Annotated in this window: 21 protein-coding genes and 1 tRNA gene; 12 read left to right on the forward strand and 10 right to left on the reverse strand. The window is 41.9% G+C overall.

Annotation, left to right across the window (positions count from 1 at the left end):
• The first annotated feature begins 190 nt into the window (after positions 1-190).
• A complete protein-coding gene (locus V7K79_RS07115) occupies positions 191-871 on the forward strand; it encodes a RibD family protein (RefSeq protein WP_335046042.1) in 681 nt (226 codons plus the stop codon).
• Positions 872-1,002: 131 nt separating this feature from the next.
• Here the strand turns inward: V7K79_RS07115 and V7K79_RS07120 are convergent, their stop codons facing one another.
• From V7K79_RS07120 to V7K79_RS07140, 5 genes are all read right to left on the reverse strand, one after another.
• On the reverse strand, positions 1,003-1,353 hold the full coding sequence (locus V7K79_RS07120; protein WP_335046043.1) for a histidine triad nucleotide-binding protein: 351 nt from the start codon (positions 1,351-1,353) through the stop codon (positions 1,003-1,005).
• Between the two features lie 175 nt (positions 1,354-1,528).
• Positions 1,529-1,602: transfer RNA gene (locus tag V7K79_RS07125), tRNA-Pro, on the reverse strand.
• Between the two features lie 50 nt (positions 1,603-1,652).
• Positions 1,653-2,018 carry a DUF1818 family protein gene (locus V7K79_RS07130; RefSeq protein WP_335046045.1) on the reverse strand — a complete coding sequence of 122 codons (366 nt, stop codon included), beginning with the start codon at positions 2,016-2,018 and terminating at the stop codon, positions 1,653-1,655.
• A 64-nt stretch (positions 2,019-2,082) separates the two neighbouring features.
• Complete coding sequence (locus V7K79_RS07135; protein ID WP_335046047.1) at positions 2,083-2,628, reverse strand: hypothetical protein; 546 nt, start codon at positions 2,626-2,628, stop codon at positions 2,083-2,085.
• Between the two features lie 153 nt (positions 2,629-2,781).
• On the reverse strand, positions 2,782-3,018 hold the full coding sequence (locus V7K79_RS07140) for a DNA-directed RNA polymerase subunit omega (RefSeq protein ID WP_335046049.1): 237 nt from the start codon (positions 3,016-3,018) through the stop codon (positions 2,782-2,784).
• 150 nt (positions 3,019-3,168) lie between these two features.
• Between V7K79_RS07140 and V7K79_RS07145 the strand changes: the two genes are divergently transcribed.
• Entirely contained in the window at positions 3,169-3,588 is a 420-nt protein-coding gene (locus V7K79_RS07145) for a fasciclin domain-containing protein (protein ID WP_335046051.1), read from the forward strand.
• A 77-nt stretch (positions 3,589-3,665) separates the two neighbouring features.
• On the opposite strand, the gene V7K79_RS07150 is transcribed toward V7K79_RS07145, so the two are convergent.
• Positions 3,666-5,132: a glycoside hydrolase family 13 protein gene (locus tag V7K79_RS07150; RefSeq protein ID WP_335046052.1), complete on the reverse strand. Its 1,467-nt coding sequence runs from the start codon at positions 5,130-5,132 to the stop codon at positions 3,666-3,668.
• 704 nt (positions 5,133-5,836) lie between these two features.
• Here V7K79_RS07150 and V7K79_RS07155 point away from each other — a divergent pair.
• Together V7K79_RS07155 and V7K79_RS07160 are read left to right on the forward strand one after the other, a co-directional pair.
• Complete coding sequence (locus V7K79_RS07155) at positions 5,837-7,564, forward strand: S8 family serine peptidase (RefSeq protein ID WP_335046054.1); 1,728 nt, start codon at positions 5,837-5,839, stop codon at positions 7,562-7,564.
• Between the two features lie 113 nt (positions 7,565-7,677).
• Positions 7,678-7,977 (forward strand): hypothetical protein, encoded by a 300-nt coding sequence (locus tag V7K79_RS07160; RefSeq protein ID WP_335046074.1) that lies wholly within the window; start codon positions 7,678-7,680, stop codon positions 7,975-7,977.
• 39 nt (positions 7,978-8,016) lie between these two features.
• Here the strand turns inward: V7K79_RS07160 and V7K79_RS07165 are convergent, their stop codons facing one another.
• The gene (locus V7K79_RS07165) at positions 8,017-8,289 is read right to left on the reverse strand and encodes a CU044_2847 family protein (protein ID WP_335046076.1); all 273 of its coding nucleotides are present in this window, start codon (positions 8,287-8,289) and stop codon (positions 8,017-8,019) included.
• 154 nt (positions 8,290-8,443) lie between these two features.
• On the opposite strand from V7K79_RS07165, the gene V7K79_RS07170 reads away from it, so the two are divergent.
• The 4 genes from V7K79_RS07170 to V7K79_RS07185 all read left to right on the forward strand — a co-directional run bounded on the left by V7K79_RS07170 (position 8,444) and on the right by V7K79_RS07185 (position 11,924).
• A complete protein-coding gene (locus V7K79_RS07170; protein ID WP_335046056.1) occupies positions 8,444-8,608 on the forward strand; it encodes an nSTAND1 domain-containing NTPase in 165 nt (54 codons plus the stop codon).
• Between the two features lie 250 nt (positions 8,609-8,858).
• Complete coding sequence (locus V7K79_RS07175; protein ID WP_335046057.1) at positions 8,859-10,148, forward strand: glucose-1-phosphate adenylyltransferase; 1,290 nt, start codon at positions 8,859-8,861, stop codon at positions 10,146-10,148.
• A gap of 71 nt (positions 10,149-10,219) precedes the next feature.
• Positions 10,220-10,789: an AAA family ATPase gene (locus V7K79_RS07180; RefSeq protein WP_335046059.1), complete on the forward strand. Its 570-nt coding sequence runs from the start codon at positions 10,220-10,222 to the stop codon at positions 10,787-10,789.
• A gap of 121 nt (positions 10,790-10,910) precedes the next feature.
• Positions 10,911-11,924 carry a DnaJ C-terminal domain-containing protein gene (locus V7K79_RS07185; protein ID WP_335046061.1) on the forward strand — a complete coding sequence of 338 codons (1,014 nt, stop codon included), beginning with the start codon at positions 10,911-10,913 and terminating at the stop codon, positions 11,922-11,924.
• Between the two features lie 682 nt (positions 11,925-12,606).
• Here V7K79_RS07185 and V7K79_RS07190 read toward each other — a convergent pair.
• Positions 12,607-13,143 carry a peroxiredoxin family protein gene (locus V7K79_RS07190; RefSeq protein WP_335046063.1) on the reverse strand — a complete coding sequence of 179 codons (537 nt, stop codon included), beginning with the start codon at positions 13,141-13,143 and terminating at the stop codon, positions 12,607-12,609.
• A gap of 164 nt (positions 13,144-13,307) precedes the next feature.
• Positions 13,308-13,919 (reverse strand): peroxiredoxin, encoded by a 612-nt coding sequence (locus V7K79_RS07195; RefSeq protein ID WP_335046064.1) that lies wholly within the window; start codon positions 13,917-13,919, stop codon positions 13,308-13,310.
• Positions 13,920-14,050: 131 nt separating this feature from the next.
• Between V7K79_RS07195 and V7K79_RS07200 the strand changes: the two genes are divergently transcribed.
• The 3 genes from V7K79_RS07200 (at position 14,051) to V7K79_RS07210 (ending at position 19,347) form a co-directional block, all read left to right on the forward strand.
• On the forward strand, positions 14,051-16,387 hold the full coding sequence (locus V7K79_RS07200; protein WP_335046066.1) for an amylo-alpha-1,6-glucosidase: 2,337 nt from the start codon (positions 14,051-14,053) through the stop codon (positions 16,385-16,387).
• A gap of 466 nt (positions 16,388-16,853) precedes the next feature.
• Positions 16,854-18,338 carry a galactose oxidase-like domain-containing protein gene (locus V7K79_RS07205; RefSeq protein WP_335046067.1) on the forward strand — a complete coding sequence of 495 codons (1,485 nt, stop codon included), beginning with the start codon at positions 16,854-16,856 and terminating at the stop codon, positions 18,336-18,338.
• A 61-nt stretch (positions 18,339-18,399) separates the two neighbouring features.
• Positions 18,400-19,347, forward strand: coding sequence for a hypothetical protein (locus tag V7K79_RS07210; protein ID WP_335046069.1), 948 nt, complete (start codon positions 18,400-18,402; stop codon positions 19,345-19,347).
• 671 nt (positions 19,348-20,018) lie between these two features.
• Here the strand turns inward: V7K79_RS07210 and V7K79_RS07215 are convergent.
• Positions 20,019-20,336, reverse strand: coding sequence for an RNA recognition motif domain-containing protein (locus tag V7K79_RS07215; RefSeq protein WP_322672574.1), 318 nt, complete (start codon positions 20,334-20,336; stop codon positions 20,019-20,021).
• Between the two features lie 335 nt (positions 20,337-20,671).
• Here V7K79_RS07215 and V7K79_RS07220 point away from each other — a divergent pair, with 335 nt between their 5' ends.
• Entirely contained in the window at positions 20,672-22,066 is a 1,395-nt protein-coding gene (locus V7K79_RS07220) for a TldD/PmbA family protein (protein ID WP_335046072.1), read from the forward strand.
• Positions 22,067-22,745 lie beyond the last annotated feature (679 nt).

The raw sequence follows: 22,745 nt of genomic DNA on the forward strand, positions 1-22,745 counted from the left end.
CTCTTCAGAAAGGTGATTTTTGGCTGGCATAAGTGGCTGATACTAAATTAATTATTTAATCTCTTATTATACAATCTAGCTGCCTAACAGCTTACTGGGTACTCTAAGCCGAAGTACTTAGCACTACTGAATCTAAAGTATAGAAGGAGTTCAAAAAGGTAAAATTATAAAGAATCTTTGCAACATAATCATGTCAGCTATCCAAACAACTGTAGTTCTTGCCATGACGGCAGATGGAAAAATTAGTGCCGTAGATCCGAAAGCGCCTCGTGAACCTGATGTAGTCGATCAAGCACACTTGGAGTATCAAGCTTCCCTTGCCGATTTAATTCTGATAGGAGCAGGAACGATTCGGGCTGAGGGGGAAACCTTTACAATTCGCGATCCCGAACTGTTAGCAGCGCGTGAGGTTCGGGGTCAGTCTCCTCAGCCGATTACTTGTGTTGTTTCAGGTTCCCTAGACTTATCGCCGGACTTGCCTTTTTTGAGTCAAGACATTGAGCGATGGATATTTACGACACGGGCTGCTTTGCAGCACAGTTCTGATACAAAAACCTTAGAAAAACTAGCTGAATTAATTGATTTGGGAGATACAGACCTAGACTGGGAGCGGGCCTACACCTTGATGGCAGAGCGGGGTATTCACAAAGTCGTTGCTTTGGGAGGTGGCTCTTTAACAGCTGCTCTACTACAGGCAGGGCGAATTGACGATTGGTGGTTAACCATTTGGCCAGTCATTTTTGGAGGAAAGCACGCCCCTAGCCCAGTGGAGGGAGAAGGTTTTATTCCCAATGCTGCTCCTCATCTCCAACTCATAGAAACTCGTCAGGTTGGAAGTGAGTTGTTTTTACACTACCGCATGGTCAAGTGAAAATGCGCTGCCAGAATTAAGCACTACAATCCTTGATACAAAAAAGCAGAAAAGCAGGGAGCAGGAGTGCTTTCGTCCACAATTCGACTCAGTTTGTACCTTTTACTCTGCCCCTTACCTCCTGCCTCTGATCAACCAGGGGGCCAATCCAACTGCCGTCCTCCCAAAATATGCAAATGTAAGTGATTGACTGTTTGACCGCCGTCATCACCAGCATTGATGACAACTCGATAACCATTCTTTAATCCGGCTTTTTCGGCAACACGTTTAGCAGTTAACAAAAGATGCCCCAACAGCGCATGATCCTCAGATTCAACATCAGCTAATGTAGCAATAGTTTTTTTGGGAATGATCAAGATGTGAACGGGCGCTTGGGGGTGGATGTCTTTGAATGCTAGGGCTAAATTATCCTCATAAACAATATCAGCGGGAATTTCCCGACTAATGATTTTGCTGAAAATTGTTTCTGTACTTTCACTCATACCAATCTACCTACTAATCTGCTAGAAATTTTATATTAAGTCCGCCTAATTACTTATTATTTTTGATTGTGCGGGTATATCCCAATTTACTGTTTGGTTAGGTTTTTTCAGGTAAAAACTATGAAAAAACCTGCTAATCTTTTAAAAAGACTAGCAGGTATGGCTTATCATCTAATCGGAGCGGCGGGATTCGAACCCACGACCTCCACTACCCCAAAGTGGCGCGCTACCAAGCTGCGCTACGCCCCGGTCAGAATTCCTATCATATAGCAAAACTGTAGGATAATCAAGAGGTAATCTTAAAAAACCTTAAGCAGCCCAGTAGCTTGCAGTAAATCTGGAACAGCAGAAGCATTCCATTTACCTTCTACACATCTCCCTGTATTCAATATGAAGCGCAGACTGTAATCATGAGGATAGCCTTCTACTTCCATCCATAATAAATCGCTTTCGGCTTCACAAGTAATTTTTTCCTCTTCCATCAATTCAGTTGCAAGTTGGTTCATGGTGTCTGCTAGCTGTGCTAGTAAACGGCAAAAATCATTTAACTCGGCTTCGGTTAATTCAATTGCCCAATCATCTGTACCAACTAAACCTTTAAACTCAGGTGTATCGGGGTTCCAGCCAATACGCCAACCCGATCCGGTTTTGACAACGCGTTCCATAGTTTAGTTTTTTAAACGCAGAGGTACGCAGAGTTTAACGCAGAGGAATGCAAAGGAAAATTTATCATTTTAGTAGTTCGGCACCTCCTCGTTGCGGTGGCTGTGGGGAAGTTGATGGAGTCGGACTGGGTGCGGTATTAGGGTTAGGGGATGAGGTATTTTGAGAAGTAGGATTAAATATATTTACTAAGACTTGCACTAAGGCATCTCGTTGGCTGCGGGTAAGACTCTTGATGGCTTTGCGATCGCCTTCTATCGGATTTTCCCGTAGTGCATCATTTCCTGGATAGGTAGTATCATACATAATTTCGTTCGCACCCAGGTAATCAGCTAAAGTCAGCTTCCAATCTAAGCGATAAATGGGGGCCCGCCCTTTAGTATAAATGTGATATCTAATTAGGCGACTTGCTAAGGTATTATTTTCGGCAACTTTGCCATTTTCTTTGCTGATATACTTATTTTCCTTGGGTAAATCTGGCAATTCCTGATATACTTGCTGCCAAACATCCCCAGGAGTGATTCTCTGAGCATCAGCAGGTTGGATACTAAATAAATTTCTATGTATTGATTTATCCGCGCCTGATCCCAAAACAATTACACTCACTAACATTAAAGTAAGCAGTAGTAATGAGTGCTGAGTTGCGAGTTTTGAGAAAATTGATTTAAACAGAAATTTTATCTTTTTCATAGAACAATATTTTAGGCGTTGCTGAGTGAAAATATGAATTTGCCTGATTCAGAATTCAGCACTCAGCACTCAATCTTATAGTTCGCCGATAATTTCTGGTTGAGTCAATTCATCGGACATTTCGATAATTGCCCTTAGCACTGGCTTCATCATTGCATCTTCGTTATTTTCAAAGTCTTCGTAACGCCGACGTTTAGCACGATTTGCCACCTGAACTGTAATGCGGTATCGATTTGAGGCTGCACTAATCAGATCCTCAGAACGGTGCATAATCTGAGATTGAGTTGTCTCGAACTTAGAACGCTTTAGCATAATCAGTGGTTCTTGAGGTCATTCACTAGTGTAACAGTACTAAATCAGTCTGCTGCTGTCTGTTAAATCGCCAGCAACCTCTCTATTGATAGAGGCTAAGATATTTTAGTCACTTTATAAGTAACTTGTAGTATTAAATAACGCACCTTCATGGCTGACCTTGTGGAAACTGCGATCGCAGCAGGTAATTTCAATACTCTAATAAAGGCTGCTAAAGCTGTAAATTTCATCGAAACTTTGAAAAGCCCTGGTTCTTTCACGCTCTTTGCACCGACTGACGAAGCTTTTGCCAATCTGCCAGAGGGAACTTTAGACTCGCTACTACAAGATATCCCCAAGCTCCAGAAAATTGTGGCGTATCATATCGCTAGTGGGGATGTTCGGTCTGATGATTTGGTACAGATTAACGAGGCAGAAACACTGGAGGGATCAATTGTAGCTATTGAATCTGCCGATGGTAAATTTAAGGTGAATAACGCCAATGTATTGAAAACAGATATTCTGGCAGACAATGGCGTGATCCATATTATTGATGGGGTATTGATGCCTGCAATGGTGGCGGGAAGGTAATGTAATTTGTAATTGGGCATGGGGGCAGAGGGGAAAAACTTACTGCAACTTCTCCCCAGTTCCCCAATCCCCAATACCTAATCCCCAGTCCCCAAAATACACCCACTGCGTGCGGGAACAGTCAATGACAACTGCTGAGTTTCTCCTTTACTATTCCACTCAACTTCAGCATTACCATATAAAAGTTTGGTGGGTTGAGTATGCAAAGTGGCGACATCTGCATTCGCTGTTACCGAACTTGTACCAGCGTTGACGACAATTATTAATTCTTCTGTTCCTAGAGTTCGCGCAAAGATATAAAGTTCTCCTTGAGCATAGATAACTTGGTAATCACCTGTACGCAAGGCTGGGTAAGTTTGGCGCAGGGCAATTAATTGACGGTGAGTATTAAAAATTTCTTGATTCCAGTTACTCTCTAAAGGAAAGCCACGGCGTGAGTCGGGATCTATTGCACCAGGTAAACCAACTTCATCACCATAGTAGATGCTGGGGGCACCGGGAAAGGTGAGTAGCAGTAGAGTTGATAATTCTATACTGGCTATATCACCGCCTGCAATGGTCATCAATCGCGCTGTATCGTGACTTGCAAGCAAATTGAGTTGAGTTAGCTGAATTTCCCAAGGGTAAAGTTGCAGAACTTCTTGGATTTTGGCAGCGTATTCGGCGGCAAATAAGGGTGGGTAGGGTTGATAGTCGCGGCTTTGAACTTGGTCTAAGACTACGCGATCGCCAGCTGCAAAAGCAATTGTTGGCCCGGCAAATAAATAATTCATCACGCCGTCAAATTGCGTTCCATCTAGCCACTCACGTGAATCTCCCCAGACTTCGCCCACAATGTAAGCTTCAGGATTGACTGCCTTGACGCGATCGCGAAATTCCTGCCAAAAACCAGGAGTTTTGATTTCAAATGGTACATCCAATCGCCAACCATCGATGCCGAATTTAATCCAATATTCGGCAATTTCCATAATATATTCTCGTACTTCTGGATTATTGTGATTAAATTCTGGTAAAGCACGATTTCCCACCCAACCCACGTAGTTAGCAGGTAAGTTCCCATCATAAGCTGAAAGGGGCCAGCCTTCTATTTTGAACCAATTTACCCAAGGCGAATGGGGGCCATTTTCTAAAACGTCATGGAAAAAGAAAAAGCCCCGGCTGGAATGGTTAAACACTCCATCCAGAACAACTTTGATATTTCGTTGATGGGCTGCATCAAGTAATTCTTTAAAAGCTTCGTTGCCCCCTAACATCGGGTCAACTAGATAATAATCGTGGGTATGATAGCGATGATTGCAGGCAGATTGAAAAATGGGTGTGAAGTAAATCGCATTAATCCCTAAATTCTGGATATAGTCTAAATCCTCCATGATGCCCCATAAATCGCCGCCTTTATAGCCTTGGAGTGTTGGCATTGCATCCCAATCTTCCCAACGGGCTTCCTGCAATAACCGTTTGTGCGGCTGTTTGCTTCTGGCAAAACGATCTGGGAAGATTTGGTAGAAAACCGCGTGTTTTACCCAGTCTGGTGTTTGAATTTGCATGAATAACTTTTTGGATGTTCAGAAGCGATCGTTGCAAATATTAGCTTCTTTATGGCTCTTACTTATGATAGAGAATCTGTCATTTATCAGTATTCATTAGTGATTTAGCCTTTTTCATGCTGTTTTATACGCAAATGTTATCAGTCTTAACTATAGCAATCCGATTTGATTTCTGAATCATTCGTAGAGGTAAGGGACTGGGGACTGGGGACTGGGGACTGGGGACTCTTAAGAAGGAATAAAGGTGTACTGAGTTTTGTTCAAAAATCAAATATGAGTCCTATATTTTGACTAAGTAGGTCATTTAAGAAATTTATTTATTACTTAATTATTCTTAATTTTATTTACTTTGTCCGTAATGATTTAACCAGACAATGGATTAGTTTAATAGCTTTAGAAAAATTACCTGTTACTTCAGATTTCGGTAATTCTTAGATGCAACCGAGCAAAGATGTCTCAGGAACCACAGAAAATTGCTATGAGGGATACATAATTCAAAAATATGAGTTATGAATTAACAATTATCTTAGGAATAACTCTTACCTCCTAAGCTTATTTGATGTTATCTATAAAATAAATAGATAACTATAGTCGCATCAAATAATTGAAGCGAAAAAAGTACATAGTCTGCGTTAATCTAGAGCGACTTATCCTACTAAAATTAGTACTTCGTTGACAGCAAATAAATTGAGTTTGAGGTAAAAATGAGACACGAAAAACTTTCTCCTGGACTACTTTTGGCATATCAAGACTATCAAAATGAAGGAGATAAAGCTTTAGTTACACACAAGCGATCGCTTGGTATCATTGCCCACAAAAGCCCGGTCAAGCCTACTAAGAGCGTCGTTTTTATATACTGCGACCCTGATGCAGACTTAAGTTATTTATCACAATATAATATTGAAGTCAATCAAAACTCTGGGAGTGTGCGGACGGCTTTCTTACCAATAGAGAGTTTAGATGTCTTATCTGAAGAAGATGTGATTCAACGGATTAAGCCATCACGCAAACTTCATTTGAGGATGGACACTGCAATGGGAACAGTTAAACTGCCGGAGTTCCAGAATAAAACCGGACTGACTGGTAAAGGGGTAATCATCGGCATTATAGACAGTGGTATCGATCCCAAACACCCCGCCTTTGCTGGACGAATTTTACACATTTGGGATCAAACATTGTCAGGCCCAGGAGTCACAGAGGGCGGTTATGGGGCTGAATTGACTGGAGCGCAGTTGACAGTTTCTCAGGATAGTGGTGGTCATGGTACTCACGTTGCGGGAATTGCTGCTGGTGCTGATGCTAGTTTTAGTGGTGTCGCACCAGAAGCAGAATTAGTTATCGTCAGATCAGATTTACAGGATGCCCACATTGCAGATGGTGTGCGTTACATTTTCCGAGTTGCTAGAGAGTTGGGACGCCCAGCAGTGGTAAATCTCAGCTTGGGTGGACACGCTGATGCCCATGATGGTAGCGACTCCTTATCCAAAGTCATCGACGCCGAAACTGGGCCAGGAAGAATTGTTTGCTGTGCTGCGGGTAACGAAGGAAACGATAACATTCATGGACAAGCGACGATATCCAGTGGATGCACTCGTGGTATGCGGTTTAATGTTCCTTTGAATCAAGTAGGCATAGTTTGGTTAAACGCTTGGTATGCCAAAGATAGCGAATTGGAAGTGTCTGTGCGGAGTCCTAACGGTTTTGTTACTCCCTTCCAAAAAATCATTACTGAAGGTAATGCGGCCCAAGATTACCAGTTACCAGATGCACGGGTGCAATTAGCGACACCAGCACCAGACCAAGCCAACGGCGACCATAATTTCTTTGTGCAAATACGTGGTATTGACCCCTCGCCAGTCATGGGAGGTGTTTGGCAACTGCGAGTCCGCAACACTTCTCCAACTGACACGCGTTTAGATGTGTGGACACTAGATGACAGTTCATCAGTGTTTTTTACAGGTAAAAGTGTAAAGGATGCGTTAAAAATTGGTTCGCCAGGAGCTGCCAGCAGTGCAATTACAGTTGCTGCTTATACGACTAAAACTAAATACACAGATATTGATAACCAAGTGCGAGAAATGGGCTTAGAACTGAATACTATTTCGGAATTCAGTAGTGAAGGGCCTTTACGTAATGATGCACAGAAGCCGGATATAGCAGCACCAGGAGCAATGATTGTTTCAACACTTTCCGCCGATGCAAATTTTGCTCGCTCATCGATGATTAATTCCAAGTTTGTGGTGCAGGCTGGTACAAGTATGGCGACACCGTTTGTTAGTGGGTTAGTAGCACTGCTGTTGCAGCGCGATCCTAAACTCGATCCGGCTACGGTGAAAGACTCGCTACGTAAAAATAGTGCCATTCCCGGAAAACCCGCAGGCACATTTGATGACAAATGGGGTTATGGAGTCATTAACGCAACTAATCTGTAATTAGACTGAAAAAGGTAGATATTATTTCTGCACAAGGATAGGCAACAATAACCGATAAATTTGATAATCTAGGGTAGGCAAAAATGTCTACCCTGTTTACCAAGGAGTTGCTGGTGAATTATCAGAAACTAGATGCCGCTCTTGCTACAGCGCTAAATGATGTTCAAAATTCAGAAGAAACTAGTTTGGGGGTTTTTATCCATACTGAACCAATTTTAGACTCTGCTGCAACTAGTTTTTTAGAAAGTTTAGGCGTTAGTGGTGTTAACAGTGGCAAAGATATTTTCACGGCAACACTTTCACCAAATGCCATTTCTCAGTTATCAGAGCAACCTTGGGTGAAATATTTGAGGCGATCGCAGCAATTACGTTTGGTTAACAAGAGAATCAATACAGGCAAGTTAGGCGTTTAATGGGCATTGCCCACTCTTTGTACAAATAATTTTTTGCTATTACTGTGAATCAGGTTTTGGTTTTTCTGTAAACTTACACTTCACCTCAATTTGCAGATTACTTTCAGCTGAACCTTCGGTAATGTAAGGAATACCTGCTTTGCCACCCAATTTAATGCCAAATGTAAGTTTTACCTCTTCAATCTCAGCAGTGTTGAAGTCTTTAAAAGCACTAAGAGCATAGATAGTATAAGAGCGAATCATTTGACAAGCTCGTTGCATCCGAGCGATCGCATCTGTTCGTACATCCTTATATTCTTCGAGATTCGCAATTGAATAGTTTGGTGATGCTACTAGATTGCTGTCATAGCAGCTATTTTCTTGAGAGACAAGTTAATAGAAAGAACTCTTAACGTTTCTAATACACAGAAGGATTATTACTTAATTACAGCTTGTCGTGGCTTTTAACGCGCCGGAGTGATTAAGAGTGAAGAATATAATATTTTCACGGGTACAGTTGTTAAAAGAGCATCCTTTAGGTAAACTTGTTGATATTTTTACTCGACAACAGCAGCAAAATAAACCGCATCTATTATTTATCGATCAATTTGAAGAAGTATTTACACTTTGTCAAGACGATGAAGGTTTTTAAAGTTATGTTTTTTTACCATAACCTGAAATTTAGTTATGTCGATGAATATGAGTAGAGTCTAGCGATCGCTCCTTGACTTTTCAATTCAATTAATACAAATGTTCTAATTATTTATTCATTAGCAGTGCTACCCATCACCAGTAGCATTCTATAAAATTCATCCCAAAGAATCTGACGATCCCCCTTACCTGTGGTGGCAGACAGTCCTAAACTTAAGATGAGAGTTGAACAGGCAGTCTGGAGAAATTTTGTGAAAAAAGTATTATCAATCATCCTTGGTGGTGGTGCGGGTACTCGACTTTACCCACTAACCAAACTACGCGCTAAACCAGCAGTACCAGTGGCGGGTAAGTACCGCTTAATCGATATCCCTGTTAGTAACTGCATAAATTCCGAAATATTCAAAATTTACGTCCTGACACAATTCAACTCAGCTTCCCTGAATCGTCACATTGCCCGTACCTATAACTTTACTGGTTTCAATGAAGGGTTTGTAGAAGTGCTAGCCGCACAACAAACACCAGAAAACCCTAACTGGTTCCAAGGTACAGCCGATGCTGTACGTCAGTACCTGTGGTTAATGGAAGAATGGGATGTAGAAGAATATCTAATTCTCTCAGGCGATCACCTCTACCGCATGGATTATCGCCAGTTTATCGAGCGCCATAGAGAAACGGGGGCTGATATCACTCTCTCAGTCATCCCCATTGATGAGCGCCGCGCCTCAGATTTCGGCTTGATGAAAATTGACAATTCTGGTAGGGTAATCGATTTTAGCGAAAAACCCAAAGGTGAAGCGTTACGCCAAATGCAAGTTGATACAAGTGTACTGGGATTATCAAAAGAACAAGCCCAGCAACAGCCTTACATCGCTTCAATGGGCATTTATGTCTTTAAAAAAGATGTTTTGTTCAAATTGTTGAGAGAAGGTATAGAAAGGACTGATTTCGGCAAAGAAATTATTCCTGATGCCTCTAAAGATTACAACGTTCAAGCTTACCTTTTTGATGATTACTGGGAAGATATTGGAACAATAGAAGCATTTTATCATGCCAATTTAGCCCTGACTCAGCAGCCTCTGCCACCTTTTAGTTTCTACGATGAGGAAGCGCCAATTTATACTCGCGCTCGCTACTTACCTCCGAGTAAACTATTAGAATGCCAGGTTACAGAATCAATTATCGGCGAAGGTTGTATTTTGAAAAATTGCCGCATTCAACATTCAGTGTTGGGAGTGCGATCGCGAATTGAATCTGGTAGTGTCATCGAAGAGTCCTTACTCATGGGTGCAGATTTTTACCAACCTTTTGTAGAACGCCAATGTAACCTAGAAAAAGGTGAAGTTCCCGTAGGTATTGGTACTGACTCGATTATTCGCGGTGCCATCATTGATAAAAACGCCAGTATCGGTAACAATGTCAAAATCATCAATAAAGATAACGTCCAAGAAGCTGACCGCGAAAGTCAAGGTTTCTACATCCGTAGTGGTATCGTTGTCGTGCTAAAAAATGCTGTAATTCCTGATGGAACCATCATTTAATAGTGCTGAGTGCTGAGTTGTGTTAGCGGATAGCTAAGGTTTAGCCCGTACTGAGTTAGGAGTTATGAGTTATGAATACAACATTTAATCACTCCTCACTTTTCACTTCTTACTCAGCACTCAGTACTCAGCACTCAGTACTCATTTTGCTGATTGGTCTTCCAGGGAGCGGGAAATCAACTTTGGCAAAACAATTACTGACACAATTCCCCCAAATGGCGCTAATTTCTACAGATGCCATTCGAGGGCAATTGTTCGGTTCCCAAGCCGTTCAAGGCCCGTGGCTGCTGATTTGGCGCGAAATTGAGCGGCAATTTCAGCAAGCTATTTCCACAACGAATATAGCTATTTTTGATGCCACTAATGCCCAGCGTCGCCATCGCCGTGAAATGATTACTTTCGCCCGTAAGCAGGGCTTTAACCATATTAACGGAGTTTGGGTAGACACACCAGTTTGGCTATGTTTGGCACGGAATAAAAAGCGATCGCGTCAAGTTCCAGAAGAAATTATTTTGCGGATGCATCGTCAACTCCGAGATGCTCCCCCAAGTCGGGAAGAAGGATTAGACAGCCTGAGCCGCTTATCAGAAAAATCGGAGTACGGGAATTGCGATTCCTTAGTGAGCGAGAACCACACTTGATTTTCGATATTTTTTGTTAATTTGAAATCAGATTCTTTTTGTTTGGCACTATACCAGGCAAATGAAATATCTCTCATCTTCAAAAAAACATAACGGGAATTTCTAATTAGGAGGCTGGTAGATGGCTGCAACCGACTTCAAGGACTATTACGCTATTTTGGGAGTCAGTAAGACTGCCAGTTCAGAAGAAATTAAACAAGCCTTTCGTAAACTAGCCCGCAAATATCACCCTGATGTTAACCCAAACAACAAACAGGCAGAAGCACGCTTCAAAGAAGTTAGCGAAGCCTACGAAGTTATATCAGACACAGATAAACGCAAAAAGTACGATCAATTTGGTCAATATTGGAAACAAGCTGGTGAAGGTTTCCCATCTGGCGGCGCTGGCCCTGATATGGGTAACTTTGACTTCAGTCAATACGGCAATTTTGATGAGTTCATTAATGAGTTGCTAGGACGCTTTGGTGGTGCTCCCCCTCGTGGTGCGGGGCGGCAAAGTCACTCACGAAGTTACTCATACCGCACTTCTCCAGGTACTTCAACTAATTTTAACAGCAGCTTTAATGATTTTGGGTTTCAAGATGGAGGTGTGGGTAGTACTCAGGATAGTGAAGCTGCGATCGCTCTAACTTTTGCGGAAGCATTTAATGGTGTGAAAAAGCGCTTCAGTTTAGGTAATGAAACAATAGATGTCAACATTCCATCTGGGGCTAAAACTGGTACTCGCCTACGGGTGCGGGGCAAAGGTCAGATCAACCCCATGACTCAACAACGGGGGGATTTATACTTAAAAGTCGAACTTCAGCCGCACTCGTTCTTCCAAATGGAAGGCGATAACTTGGTATGCGAAGTGCCAATCACACCAGATGAAGCTACTCTGGGAGCGTCTATTGATGTACCAACTCCCGATGGTTCAGTTAATGTCAAACTACCAGCAGGAGTGCGTTCTGGTCAATCTCTACGTTTACGTGGCAAAGGTTGGCCCCTCGCCAAAGGTGGACGAGGCGATCAGCTGGTGAAGGTGGCGATCGTTCCCCCAAAAGACCTCAGCCAACAAGAGCGGGAATATTATGAAAAAATCCGGGCTATACGTACTTATAATCCCCGTAGTCATTTGAACCAATTCAGGCTTTAACAAGCAAAAACAGAATCCCCATAATTAAACTCTTGTCATTACCCACATTTTTGTAACAGTAAAAGTATTATGCTAAACCACATATTGTCTAGAACTTAAGTTCTGCCCTTGGGAGCTACTGTTCACTCAAGTGGACTTGAATCATGTTTGGGTAAGTGTTTAACCAAACCTGAGATTAATTATTGTTTAGTCCATTTAAGAGAACTTGAACTATTAGCCTTGGAATTCTATTCCGAGGCAGAATAGTAAGGAAGCTAAAAATAAAAAAGATGTGGGAAGGACAAATAATCATTAAGGGATTTATATGGCGATCGCTAAAAAAAGTAAAATGCAGATATGCAAAATTAACGCATCTCTATATTGGCTAGCGATGCCATTTTTTGTTAATTTGGGATGACAATTTAGAGAAGATTAGTACAAAAGTAAACCTAAGCATTTAGAAAGCTAATATGTATTTTAAATTACTTTATTGAGAAACTTGACAGCAAATACATATCAAAAATATTGTTCTTTATACCTAAAAAAATTCTTGTAAAGCCTCAACTTCGCGCAGTATCAAAACCGAGCCAAGTCGAACTCTTAAGATTTGATTATGGCCTGAATTATCATTCAAATCTTAAGAGTTCCCAATTCTTAATTCCTAATTTTCAGAACTAATTCAATTTATTTTGAATATTTATAATCAATTGAATTGTTCTAACAATGTCTCAACACTAGCATTGTGATCCAAAAAAGAAAATAAATGCCAGTAGCGCAGTTTTCCTTCTTTATCTAATACAAACTGTGCTGGTAAAGGCGCTCCCAATGCCTGTCCTACTTGATATGTACGAAACAATCGACAACTAGGATCGCTCAATAGTGGCATTTTTATATTTAAATCTTTCACAACTATTTGACTCTGCCGTTCATCGGTACTAGTAATCATTAAAACTTCTATACCACGATTTTTGAATTGCTCGTAGCTTTTATTCAAGGCTTTGATGTGAGGAAAACAAAGAGGGCAATATTGCTTTTCGGTAAAGATGCGAGTAAAGGCGAGTAGCACTGGTTGCTTGCCTCTATAATCAGAGAATTTTATTAAAGTTCCGTTAGTAATATCTGGCAGTTGAAAATCTGGCGTTCCCACTCCCAATCTAAGTTGATTACTAGCTGGAACTGGTAAAAAATTGCGGAAGAATCGCTCATTTAATAAGCCACGAAAGTCAGTTGAAGTCACCATATTTTTAACCTTGATTCTTGACTATTTAAATAGTATTTTATAAAAAACCACAGATATATACGGAGGTTGACATTGTTTAATGTGTATCTCTGTTTATCTGTGGGTTTCATTGATTTTACTTTCCACTCCAAAAGGCTGGATTAGAGTTTTTTAACTAGGTAAATTTAGACAGCAGAGAAGTAAACTTTAGACTTCACTGGGTCAGGATTCATTGTTTTGTCACCAGGTTGCCAACCAGCTGGGCAAACTTCGTCAGGGTGAGATTGAACATACTGAATTGCTTGTAATGTCCGCAGGGTTTCATCAACACTACGACCAAAAGCTAGATTATTAATGGTGGCGTGCTGTATGATACCATCTTTATCGATGATAAACAGACCACGTAAGGCAATGCCTGCTCCTGGGTCAAGAACGTTGTAAGCGGCGCTAATCTCTTTCTTGATGTCGGAGACTAGAGGATAATTCAGGTCGCCAACGCCACCAGATTTACGATCTGTTTGAATCCAAGCGAGGTGCGAGAATTCACTGTCAACAGAAGCTCCAAGGACTTCAGTATTGATTTTCTTAAATTCTTCGTAGCGATCGCTAAATGCTGTGATTTCAGTAGGACAAACAAAGGTAAAGTCTAGTGGGTAGAAAAACAAAACGACATACTTACCGCGATAATCAGAAAGTTTGATTGTCTTAAATTCCTGATCTACCACAGCCGTTGCTGTAAAATCGGGAGCTTGTTGACCAACGCGGAGGCTTCCTTCGGTTCCGTAAGTAAGGGACATTAACCTAATTCTCCTTTATCGGTTTAGTAGCGTTGGAATTTGGGTTTAGTAAAATACACCCATCTACGCTCTTACAGTTTAATTACGATCTGTTACGACTATATCATACTCATAACGATTTTGAGTAGCAAATGCCTGATTTAGATACAAGAGAATGGTTGCTTACTAATGGCTTGGGAAGTTTTGCCAGCGGTACAGTTTCTGATGTCCGCACGCGCACATATCATGGTTGGCTGTTTGCCGCGACAAACCCACCTTCTGGAAGGACTCTGCTGTTTTCGCACCTAGAAGCTAGCTTGGAAATATTAGGGAGCGTGGTGGCACTGGGGACAAATGTTTGGGGTAACGGTGAGATTGAGCCAACAGGTTATGAACAGCTACGCCGTTTTGATATTAACCCAGTTCCCAAATGGACTTGGGGTCAAGATAACTGGCAATTAACCAGACAATTGGTGATGCCCTATGGTTTGGTGGGGACTGGGGGCTGGGGATTGGGGAAGGAGGGGCCCCCTCTGGGGATAAGGGGTAATGGGGACTGGGGACTGGGGGGACAAGGGAAGATAAGCAATGCCCCATGCCCCATGCCTAATGCCCAATTTTGCCATCGAATTTTAATCCAGTATCGTTATGAGGGAAGTGAAACAGCGATTTTACGGTTGCGACTGTTGATAGCAGAACGTGACTTTCACCACCAGCAAGCTGCTAGTCAAGAATTACAGTTTTCACAATTGCTAGGGCAACAGCAAGTCTGTCTACAAGCAATCAATTCTGGGCACTTTGGCATACCTTGGCACTTGCACTGGACACAAGGAAATTATCAACCAGATGCAGTTTGGTATTGGGATTATAGATTGTCTGAGGAGACAAAACGGGGGTTAGGCGACAAGGAAGACCTTTACAGTCCTGGTTACTTAATAGTCACACTTCAACCAGGAGATACGGTGACTTTAGAAGCACGAGTCGGTTTTCCTGACTCAGTGCCAAGTGTTCTCACCCTCAAAACCTTCACAGAAGCTGTGGAGGCAGAGCAAGAAAGGCTCTCACAGATTTTTGGATGGACAGAGGGAGGTATGGGAGCAGGGGAGCAGGGGAGAAATCAATTCAAAATTCAAAATGACGCTCTCTACGAGACGCTGCGCGAACGCGGACTCGCTAACGCTGCGCTAACAAAATTCAAAATTGAAGATTCAATCCCCATGTCCAATGACGCCAGTTGCTACCCTTCTCCTGACGGAGACGCGCAAGGGACGGGAACGCTAAGAGCGAACAAGTCGGGCATTGTCCGCCCAACACACTGGCTCCCCAATGCCCAATTCCCAATCTGGCAACAACTACTCAAAGCAAGCGATCAATTTATCGTCTATCGAGCCTCAATTGCAAGCCCCACAGTTATTGCTGGTTATCACTGGTTTAATGACTGGGGACGAGATACATTAATCGCTTTACCGGGGTTGGCATTAGTTCCACAGCGCTTTGACCTAGCAAAAGGAGTATTGCAAACTTTTGGGCATTATTGTCGCCACGGTTTGATTGTAAATGCATTTCCTGATGTCAATGGCGAACCAATTTATAACAGTATTGATGCGGCATTGTGGTGGATTGAAACTTTAGGACTTTATTTAGAAGCTACCCAAGACTGGGATTTTTTGGCAGAGCAATTCCCTGTAGTACAGCAAATCTATAAAGCATTTGTCGGTGGTACACATTTCAATATCCAGGTTGATGCTACTGATGGGCTAGTTAGTTGGGATGCTCGTGGTGTAGCCCTGACGTGGATGGATGTGGTAATTGAGTCATATCCTGTCACTCCTCGTTACGGGAAGCCAGTGGAAATCAATGCGCTGTGGTATTCTGCTTTATGTTGGCTGAGTCAGTGGGCAGAGCGCTTGAGCCAAATGGAGTATGGCTCACCAGTGCGTCTCACTAAGCAAGCACAGCGTTATGCTAACCAAGCACAACACGTGAAAACCTCACTGCAAAAGTTTTGGAATCCTCAGCTAGGTTATCTGTACGATACTATTGAGCCGGACGATCGCCGGAATTTTCAAATTCGTCCCAATGCCGTTTTGGCGCTGTCGCTATACCATTGTGGGTTTTCTGAACAGCAAGGGTGTCAAATATTAGATTTGGCAACTACTAGCTTGCTTACACCTTATGGTCTTCGCAGTCTCGATCCAGGAGATCCTGAATATAAAGGGAAATATGAGGGTAATCAACAGCAACGCGATCGCGCTTATCATCAAGGCACTGTTTGGACTTGGCTAATTGGGCCATATATTCGGGCTTGGCAACGCTTTTATCCACAACAATCGCTACCTTTTGATTGGCAACCTTTGCTAGATCACTTTTTCTTTGACGCTTGTCTTGGTTCTATTTCTGAGATTTTTGATGGCGATTCACCTCACACACCCAGAGGAGCGATCGCTCAAGCTTGGTCAGTTGCCGAAGTAATCCGCCACATTAAATAGTTGTAGAGATACGGATGGTCTTGGATAATTATTCTTGATTAACATACATTCACAAATTAATGTTGCTAGTTGGAACCTCCAAAACCCTTACTATACAAACTTTTTATTAATCCATCTGATTATCCAAGAGTGACTAGATATTTTCTATTATTTCACAATTTGAGGCTGCAAAACCAAAATATTTTATTTTCTTACATAAGAAAATAAAATATGAAAAAAGTTGATTCACGAGATGTAGTATTATTGATAGCAGCAATGTATTTCAGGCTTAATTTAAATGCTCTACAGCATAGATGATTGACAGCACAATTACTATATTATAAAGCTAATTTTATATTTCCTGATGAGAAAACACATCATATCTTAACGCTAAATAAGCCTAAAGAAGTATAGATATGAATTAAGAAATAAATTATTAAAATAAAGTTCAAAAAATCAAGTTCACGCAGGAATAATTGTAACCAAAGTGACTCAATCTAATAACAAAACTAGCTTTCAAGAGGAAACAGATTTAGGGACTTTCATTGCTCAGGCTACTACTACAGATAAATGGCAAGTATTGTCGTACAGTGCTCCAATCCTACCCATACATGCCGCTCTACTCCGTACTGGTAAGGTATTCTTTTTCTGTGGCTCAGGTAACGACCCTAGTCGGTTAAACACTCCCTATGACAGTGTGGTGTGGGATGTAAACAAGGGAACCTTTTCCCGTCAAGCGCCTCCATTGGATAGTAACAAGCAACCTATGGATATTTTTTGCGGTGGTCACTCCTTCCGCCCTGATGGTCAGTTACTAGTTGCAGGTGGAACTTTGCGCTATGACCCATTTTATGGTTCACCCTATGCTCTGATGTTCGATCCCATTGCTGAGAAATGGGTGAAGATACTATCAATGAATAATGGTCGCTGGTATCCTACTGTGTTAACACTAGGCAGCGGTCGAGTCTTATCAGTGTCTGGGCTGGATAAAGATGGCAAGCTCAATAAACAACCAGAAATTTATTCTGCTTTCTTTCCAAATGGTTGGAACGCTTTTCCAACAATGAGTGGTTTACCGGCATACGCGCATCTGTTTCTACTAAATAGTGGAAAAGTTTTTTATTCAGGTGCTCAGATGGGTGGTAGTGGAGTGACACCAAGGATATTAACCCTGCCAGAGACATTTACACAATCCATTACAGAAAAAGTGGTGACAGGGCTGCAAGACTCAGCTTTTGGCGATCAAGCTGCCAGTGTGCTTTTACCACCTGCACAAGATCAAAAGGTGATGATTCTCGGTGGGGGTAGTGGTAAGACAGCAACAAAGAGGGTAAATATTGTCGATTTAAAAGCTACTAATCCAACTTACGTAGCAGCAAAGCCTTTAAACTATCCCCGAATGCATCACAGTGCAGTTTTATTGCCCGATCGCACAGTGTTTGTTTGCAATGGTAGCAAAATGAATGAGGATACAAAACAATCAATGCTGCCAGCAGAAATCTACAATCCAGCTACAAATACTTGGACAGTAGTAGCTAAACAAAATGTCCCCCGTGTATATCACTCAGTGGCCTTGCTGCTACCAGATGGTAGAGTCGTCACAGCTGGGGGGAACCCTCAACGGACGGTCAATGAACTGCGATTAGAAATCTACAGTCCTGCATATATGTCGCGATCGCGACCAGTTATTCAGAGCGCTCCTCAAACTGTGACCTACGGGCAGCAATTTACAATTCAGACACCCCAGGCTGCGAATATTAAATGGGTTAGTTTTATTAGACCAATGGCAACCACCCATTCTTGTGATACAGAACAAAGGTTAGTGGATGCACCCATTACTTCTAGAAACGCTACTTCTGTTAAGGTCACGGTAATAAACAATCGAAACATCGCACCTCCAGGCTGGTACATGCTTTTTATTAGTGACAAAAATGGAACACCCTCAGTAGCAACCTGGACGCAAATATATTAGCCTTATCTGTTTATATTCGCACTGCTACTTAATAAAAGTCATTAATTTTAGGAAGGAAAATATGAATTACAAGCTATCACGTCGCCAATTTGGACAGTTGGCACTTGCTGGAACTGTATTATCTGGACTTAGTTATCTCACCAAGAAAGCCTTGGCAGAAACACCAAGTTTAAATATTGTAGGTATAGGTTCCAGCCCGATGGTTACTACTGACCAAACGGCCATTACAGAGGTAAACACAACTGAATTAGTAGAGAACACTGCCCTAAACAGTGCAAGTACAGATATTCGCACAGATATTAAGCCTATAGGACTAGTTTTGCAATCCTTAATTACAGGAAAGGCTCAGGTACTTACAGATAAAAGTACACCTCTATTAGAGCCTAATGAGATATTGAGTGGTTTTACCTCTTTAAGCGATGGCACACTTGTTGTAGCCATTACTCCAGTTGCGATTAGTCAAAGACAGGCGACACCTACTCGCATTACATTTTTGGGTACGCCTGTAAAAACTTTGATAGTCTCAGGACTTAGACAAAATCAACAGCTTGGGAGCTTGCTAGGTACTAACGATGGGCGACTCATTGGTTTAGTAGGTAAGAAGAACGGTACACCACCGATCAAATTGGTGGATATTAACCTTCAAACAGGAGAGATAAATTATATTAGTAAGATTAAATTCCTGGAGGATGAGCGGGTGGACAATTTAGCCGAGTGCCAAAATGGAATACTTTATACCACTATAGTTGGTGCGTATGGTGATACAACTCTGGTGCAGCTAGATTCAAATCAAAAAAAGCCCATCAGACTAGGACAATTGAAAGTTAATGGTCAAGCATGGAATAATGGCTTACAAAGCTTAGTTTGCTCTGCAACAGGTCAACTCCTCGCCTTTGGAGCTATGAGATATGAGACACCTAATGCTGTGTATATTGTTGATAAAAACAGTGGAAATATGACTCGCCTACAAGATTTTGATACTACTCAGATTACGCGTGCTCGTGCTTGAAGGAATTGAATTGATATCTCTAGCAAAAAAAACTGCCTAGCCCTCATCTTTGCTTGAGGGCTTTTTATTAAAATTTATTAGTACAGCTTATTATTATGAATATTTTTGATTTAGGTCTTAATGATAAGTCTTTAACCGGACACAATATTATTACCCCTGGAAATTCTGATTGATACAGAACAACAGTAACTTAAACAAATTTAGGATGATTTTGACAAATAGCTTATATAGCAGGAGGCAGGAGGCAGGAGGCAGGAGGCAGGAGGTAGGAGGTAGGAGGTAGGAGGTAAAACTATTACTATTCCTAGCTTTCACCCTTTCAAAATGTCCTAACCTGTGTGACTACGGCTATATTAGAAAAGGTTTTTGAAGTTCAAAGCTTATTTATTAGATTCTCCTTTGGAGTACAGCGATCGCCTTTTCGACAGCTAAGAATCTTTATTATCTCCCAATACGCTTGGGTTAGCGTCAATAACGATAAACTGTGTAGGTTGGGTTGAGGAACGAAACCCAACCTATGATTCTAGGATTCTCCCTAAACCAAGCGTATTGTATCATATCTTACTTAATTGCTACTGGGCAGTTTTAGCCATTCAGTAGACCGGAGTGCATAAAGGGCAGATAATGATTCTGCCCTTTATACGTTAAAACTTAATTTTTGATCTTAAAGCTTAGTAGCGCGATCTATTGTAGCCACCGCCACCACCACCACGACGATCGCCACCACCAAAAGAACCGCCTCTATCTTCCTTTGGTTTAGCCTTATTTACTTTGAGGTCGCGTCCCATCCATTCAGCTCCATCAAGAGCATCAATGGCAGCTGTTTCTTCAGCTTCTGTGCCCATCTCTACAAAAGCAAAGCCGCGTGGACGACCTGTTTCACGGTCAGTAGGTAACTGAACCCGCTTTACAGTACCGTGTTCGGCAAACACAGAGTTAAGGTCTTCTTGTGTTACCTCGTAGGATAGATTACCTACATAAATTGACATGCATTATCTCCAAAATCATAGGTGTGTAGAGATTTAGATTTCGGAGGCAAGCTTGTTAAGACCAAAAGGGAAAAGCCTGTCAATACTAAAAACAAACAATGTAACCGAATTTTATTCTCACTTGACTACCTTAGCACATAATTCAGTTCTTACCCGCCGTGAAAAAGCAAATACTAAGATTCAGAACGCCACACGCAAGATTGCGGATTAGGTATTAGGAAGAATTATAATCCCTAGTCTCAGTTTCAGTTTTCAGTTCCCTCATAATATTGATTAGCAGAAATTCCTTAAATAATTGCAAAATAAATGCAGTTAGTCATTGTTACTAATTGGAAATGCCGACTACACTTGCTGACACACAAAATTTACTTTCTGACCTGATCGCTCGCTACTGCGGGCGTGTAGATTATTTAATGATTCGTCTTGAAGAAGCAGAAGGGACTGATATCTTGTTGCGTGGCGATAAGGTAGAAACCCTTAGTGAAGGTCTCTCCATTGGTGGACATATACGCGCTTGTTATAAAGGCGGATGGGGGTTGAGCTGCTTTAACCAACTGGCAACAATCAAAGATCGCATAGAAGAAGCGATCGCTGCTGCGCGGATGGTTGGTGATGAAGAAACTTTACTTGCACCTATTGACCCGGTGCAAGCAGTATGCACTCTACCCCTAAAAGGTACTGACCCCCGAAACATTCCACTCTCGCAGAAAAAACAATTGTGCGATCGCTATGCCCAATTGCTTAAAAGCGTCGATCGCCGAATTACCACTACCTCGGTGCGTTACGGTGACAGCGCCCAAAAAGTAATCATTGCAACTTCCGAAGGAACTTTGATCGAGCAATCTTGGGTGGATATGGAAATGCGCTTTGCCGCCACCGCCAGAAATGGCGAAACTGTACAAACTGGACGGGAAACTACTGGCTCTCGCAAAGCTTACGAAGATTTAACTAGTTTGGATGAACAGGTAAAAGGTTCTGCTCAAAGAGCGATCGCCGCTTTATCTCTACCACCGGTCAAAGGCAATACTTACACTGTAGTCATGGACCCAATTCTCACGGGTTTATTCGTCCATGAAGCCTTCGGACATCTTTCTGAAGCTGATATGGCTTACGAAAACCCTGATTTGCTGGAAGTTATGACTATCGGACGGCGGTTTGGCCCAGAAGAACTGCAAATTTTTGATGGTGCGGCTCCAGAGGGACATCGCGGTAGCTATTTTTATGACGATGAAGGCACACCCGCCACTACTACTCAACTAATTAAAGATGGAGTTTTAGTGGGACGTTTACATTCTCGTGAAACTGCTGGCAAATTGGAGGAAGCGCCTACGGGTAACGCCCGCTGTCTCAACTATCACTTTACTCCCATTGTGCGGATGACAAATACCTGGATTGAACGGGGTAAAACACCAGTTGCAGACTTATTCACCGATATCAAAGAAGGAGTTTATGCTCGTAATTGGTTGGGTGGGATGACGAATGGAGAAATGTTCACCTTTAGTGCTGGGGAAGCGTGGATGATTAGGAACGGCAAAATTGCTGAACCTGTACGGGATGTGACGCTTTCAGGAAATGTATTCCAAACTTTAGCCGATATTGAGGCACTTGGCGATGATTTTTACTGGGATGAATCGGGCGGTTGTGGTAAAGGAGGGCAAAATGGCTTATCAGTGGGTTGTGGTGGCCCTAGCCTCCGTATTCGAGATGTAGTAATTGGTGGGGAAACATGAATCATCTGCTTGAGTCGTAAGAATCATAATCTGCAAAAGAATCGGAATTGGTTTTGCCATAACCTCTGCTAGACGAACACCATAATTACAGCTATTTTCAGGTTAGACCACGCGGTAGGGACGCAAGTCTTTGTGCCCCTACAATAGGTGTGGTTCAAATATAGCAGGAGGCAGAGGGCAGTTCTTGCTGGAGGTCAAACTATTGCTAACTCTCTTCTTTCACTGTTTCTAAATGTCCTAACCTGTGTGACTACGGCTATACATGAAAATTGCTGTAAGTATAGCGATCGCTTTGCATTAATACTTAACGTGAGTTTCCAACAGAGGCTTACGTTAATACTTAAATTTTTAAGGTGAGCAACATCCCTCTTAAGTATGAAATTAACTCACAACTCTAGGTGGTAGCGCTAATAGTTAAAAATAGCTAATCCAACGCCGTGTACAACTTAATTTTGTTAAACCTTGATTCCATTGTGGGGTAGGCATCTTGCAATACCACAATGGACGGACAATATGTCCATCCCACAAGAATAAAAAAAGTCGCACATCGTGTAATCTAGACAAAATTAATTCAATATCCACTCTAGCCCTCTTCTGTCACTTTCCGGAATAAGCAAGTAGTTTAGGAGCTAAATCATCCAGAAGCATAAGAGGGTTTAAATTGATTCATTGCAGCAAT

The sequence above is a fragment of the Nostoc sp. genome (genome assembly GCF_036917575.1).
In the GTDB taxonomy this organism is placed as follows: Bacteria; Cyanobacteriota; Cyanobacteriia; order Cyanobacteriales; family Nostocaceae; genus Nostoc.

Bases quoted from the DNA above. Each gene is read 5' to 3' on its own strand.
- V7K79_RS07210 (WP_335046069.1), top strand. From the start codon at position 18,400: ATGAATTACAAGCTATCACGTCGCCAATTTGGACAGTTGGCACTTGCT.
- V7K79_RS07150 (WP_335046052.1), bottom strand. From the start codon at position 5,132: ATGCAAATTCAAACACCAGACTGGGTAAAACACGCGGTTTTCTACCAA.
- V7K79_RS07185 (WP_335046061.1), top strand. From the start codon at position 10,911: ATGGCTGCAACCGACTTCAAGGACTATTACGCTATTTTGGGAGTCAGT.
- V7K79_RS07135 (WP_335046047.1), bottom strand. From the start codon at position 2,628: ATGTTAGTGAGTGTAATTGTTTTGGGATCAGGCGCGGATAAATCAATA.
- V7K79_RS07180 (WP_335046059.1), top strand. From the start codon at position 10,220: ATGAATACAACATTTAATCACTCCTCACTTTTCACTTCTTACTCAGCA.
- V7K79_RS07195 (WP_335046064.1), bottom strand. From the start codon at position 13,919: ATGTCCCTTACTTACGGAACCGAAGGAAGCCTCCGCGTTGGTCAACAA.
- V7K79_RS07140 (WP_335046049.1), bottom strand. From the start codon at position 3,018: ATGCTAAAGCGTTCTAAGTTCGAGACAACTCAATCTCAGATTATGCAC.
- V7K79_RS07115 (WP_335046042.1), top strand. From the start codon at position 191: ATGTCAGCTATCCAAACAACTGTAGTTCTTGCCATGACGGCAGATGGA.
- V7K79_RS07145 (WP_335046051.1), top strand. From the start codon at position 3,169: ATGGCTGACCTTGTGGAAACTGCGATCGCAGCAGGTAATTTCAATACT.
- V7K79_RS07200 (WP_335046066.1), top strand. From the start codon at position 14,051: ATGCCTGATTTAGATACAAGAGAATGGTTGCTTACTAATGGCTTGGGA.
- V7K79_RS07130 (WP_335046045.1), bottom strand. From the start codon at position 2,018: ATGGAACGCGTTGTCAAAACCGGATCGGGTTGGCGTATTGGCTGGAAC.
- V7K79_RS07190 (WP_335046063.1), bottom strand. From the start codon at position 13,143: ATGGTGACTTCAACTGACTTTCGTGGCTTATTAAATGAGCGATTCTTC.
- V7K79_RS07220 (WP_335046072.1), top strand. From the start codon at position 20,672: ATGCCGACTACACTTGCTGACACACAAAATTTACTTTCTGACCTGATC.
- V7K79_RS07120 (WP_335046043.1), bottom strand. From the start codon at position 1,353: ATGAGTGAAAGTACAGAAACAATTTTCAGCAAAATCATTAGTCGGGAA.
- V7K79_RS07215 (WP_322672574.1), bottom strand. From the start codon at position 20,336: ATGTCAATTTATGTAGGTAATCTATCCTACGAGGTAACACAAGAAGAC.
- V7K79_RS07155 (WP_335046054.1), top strand. From the start codon at position 5,837: ATGAGACACGAAAAACTTTCTCCTGGACTACTTTTGGCATATCAAGAC.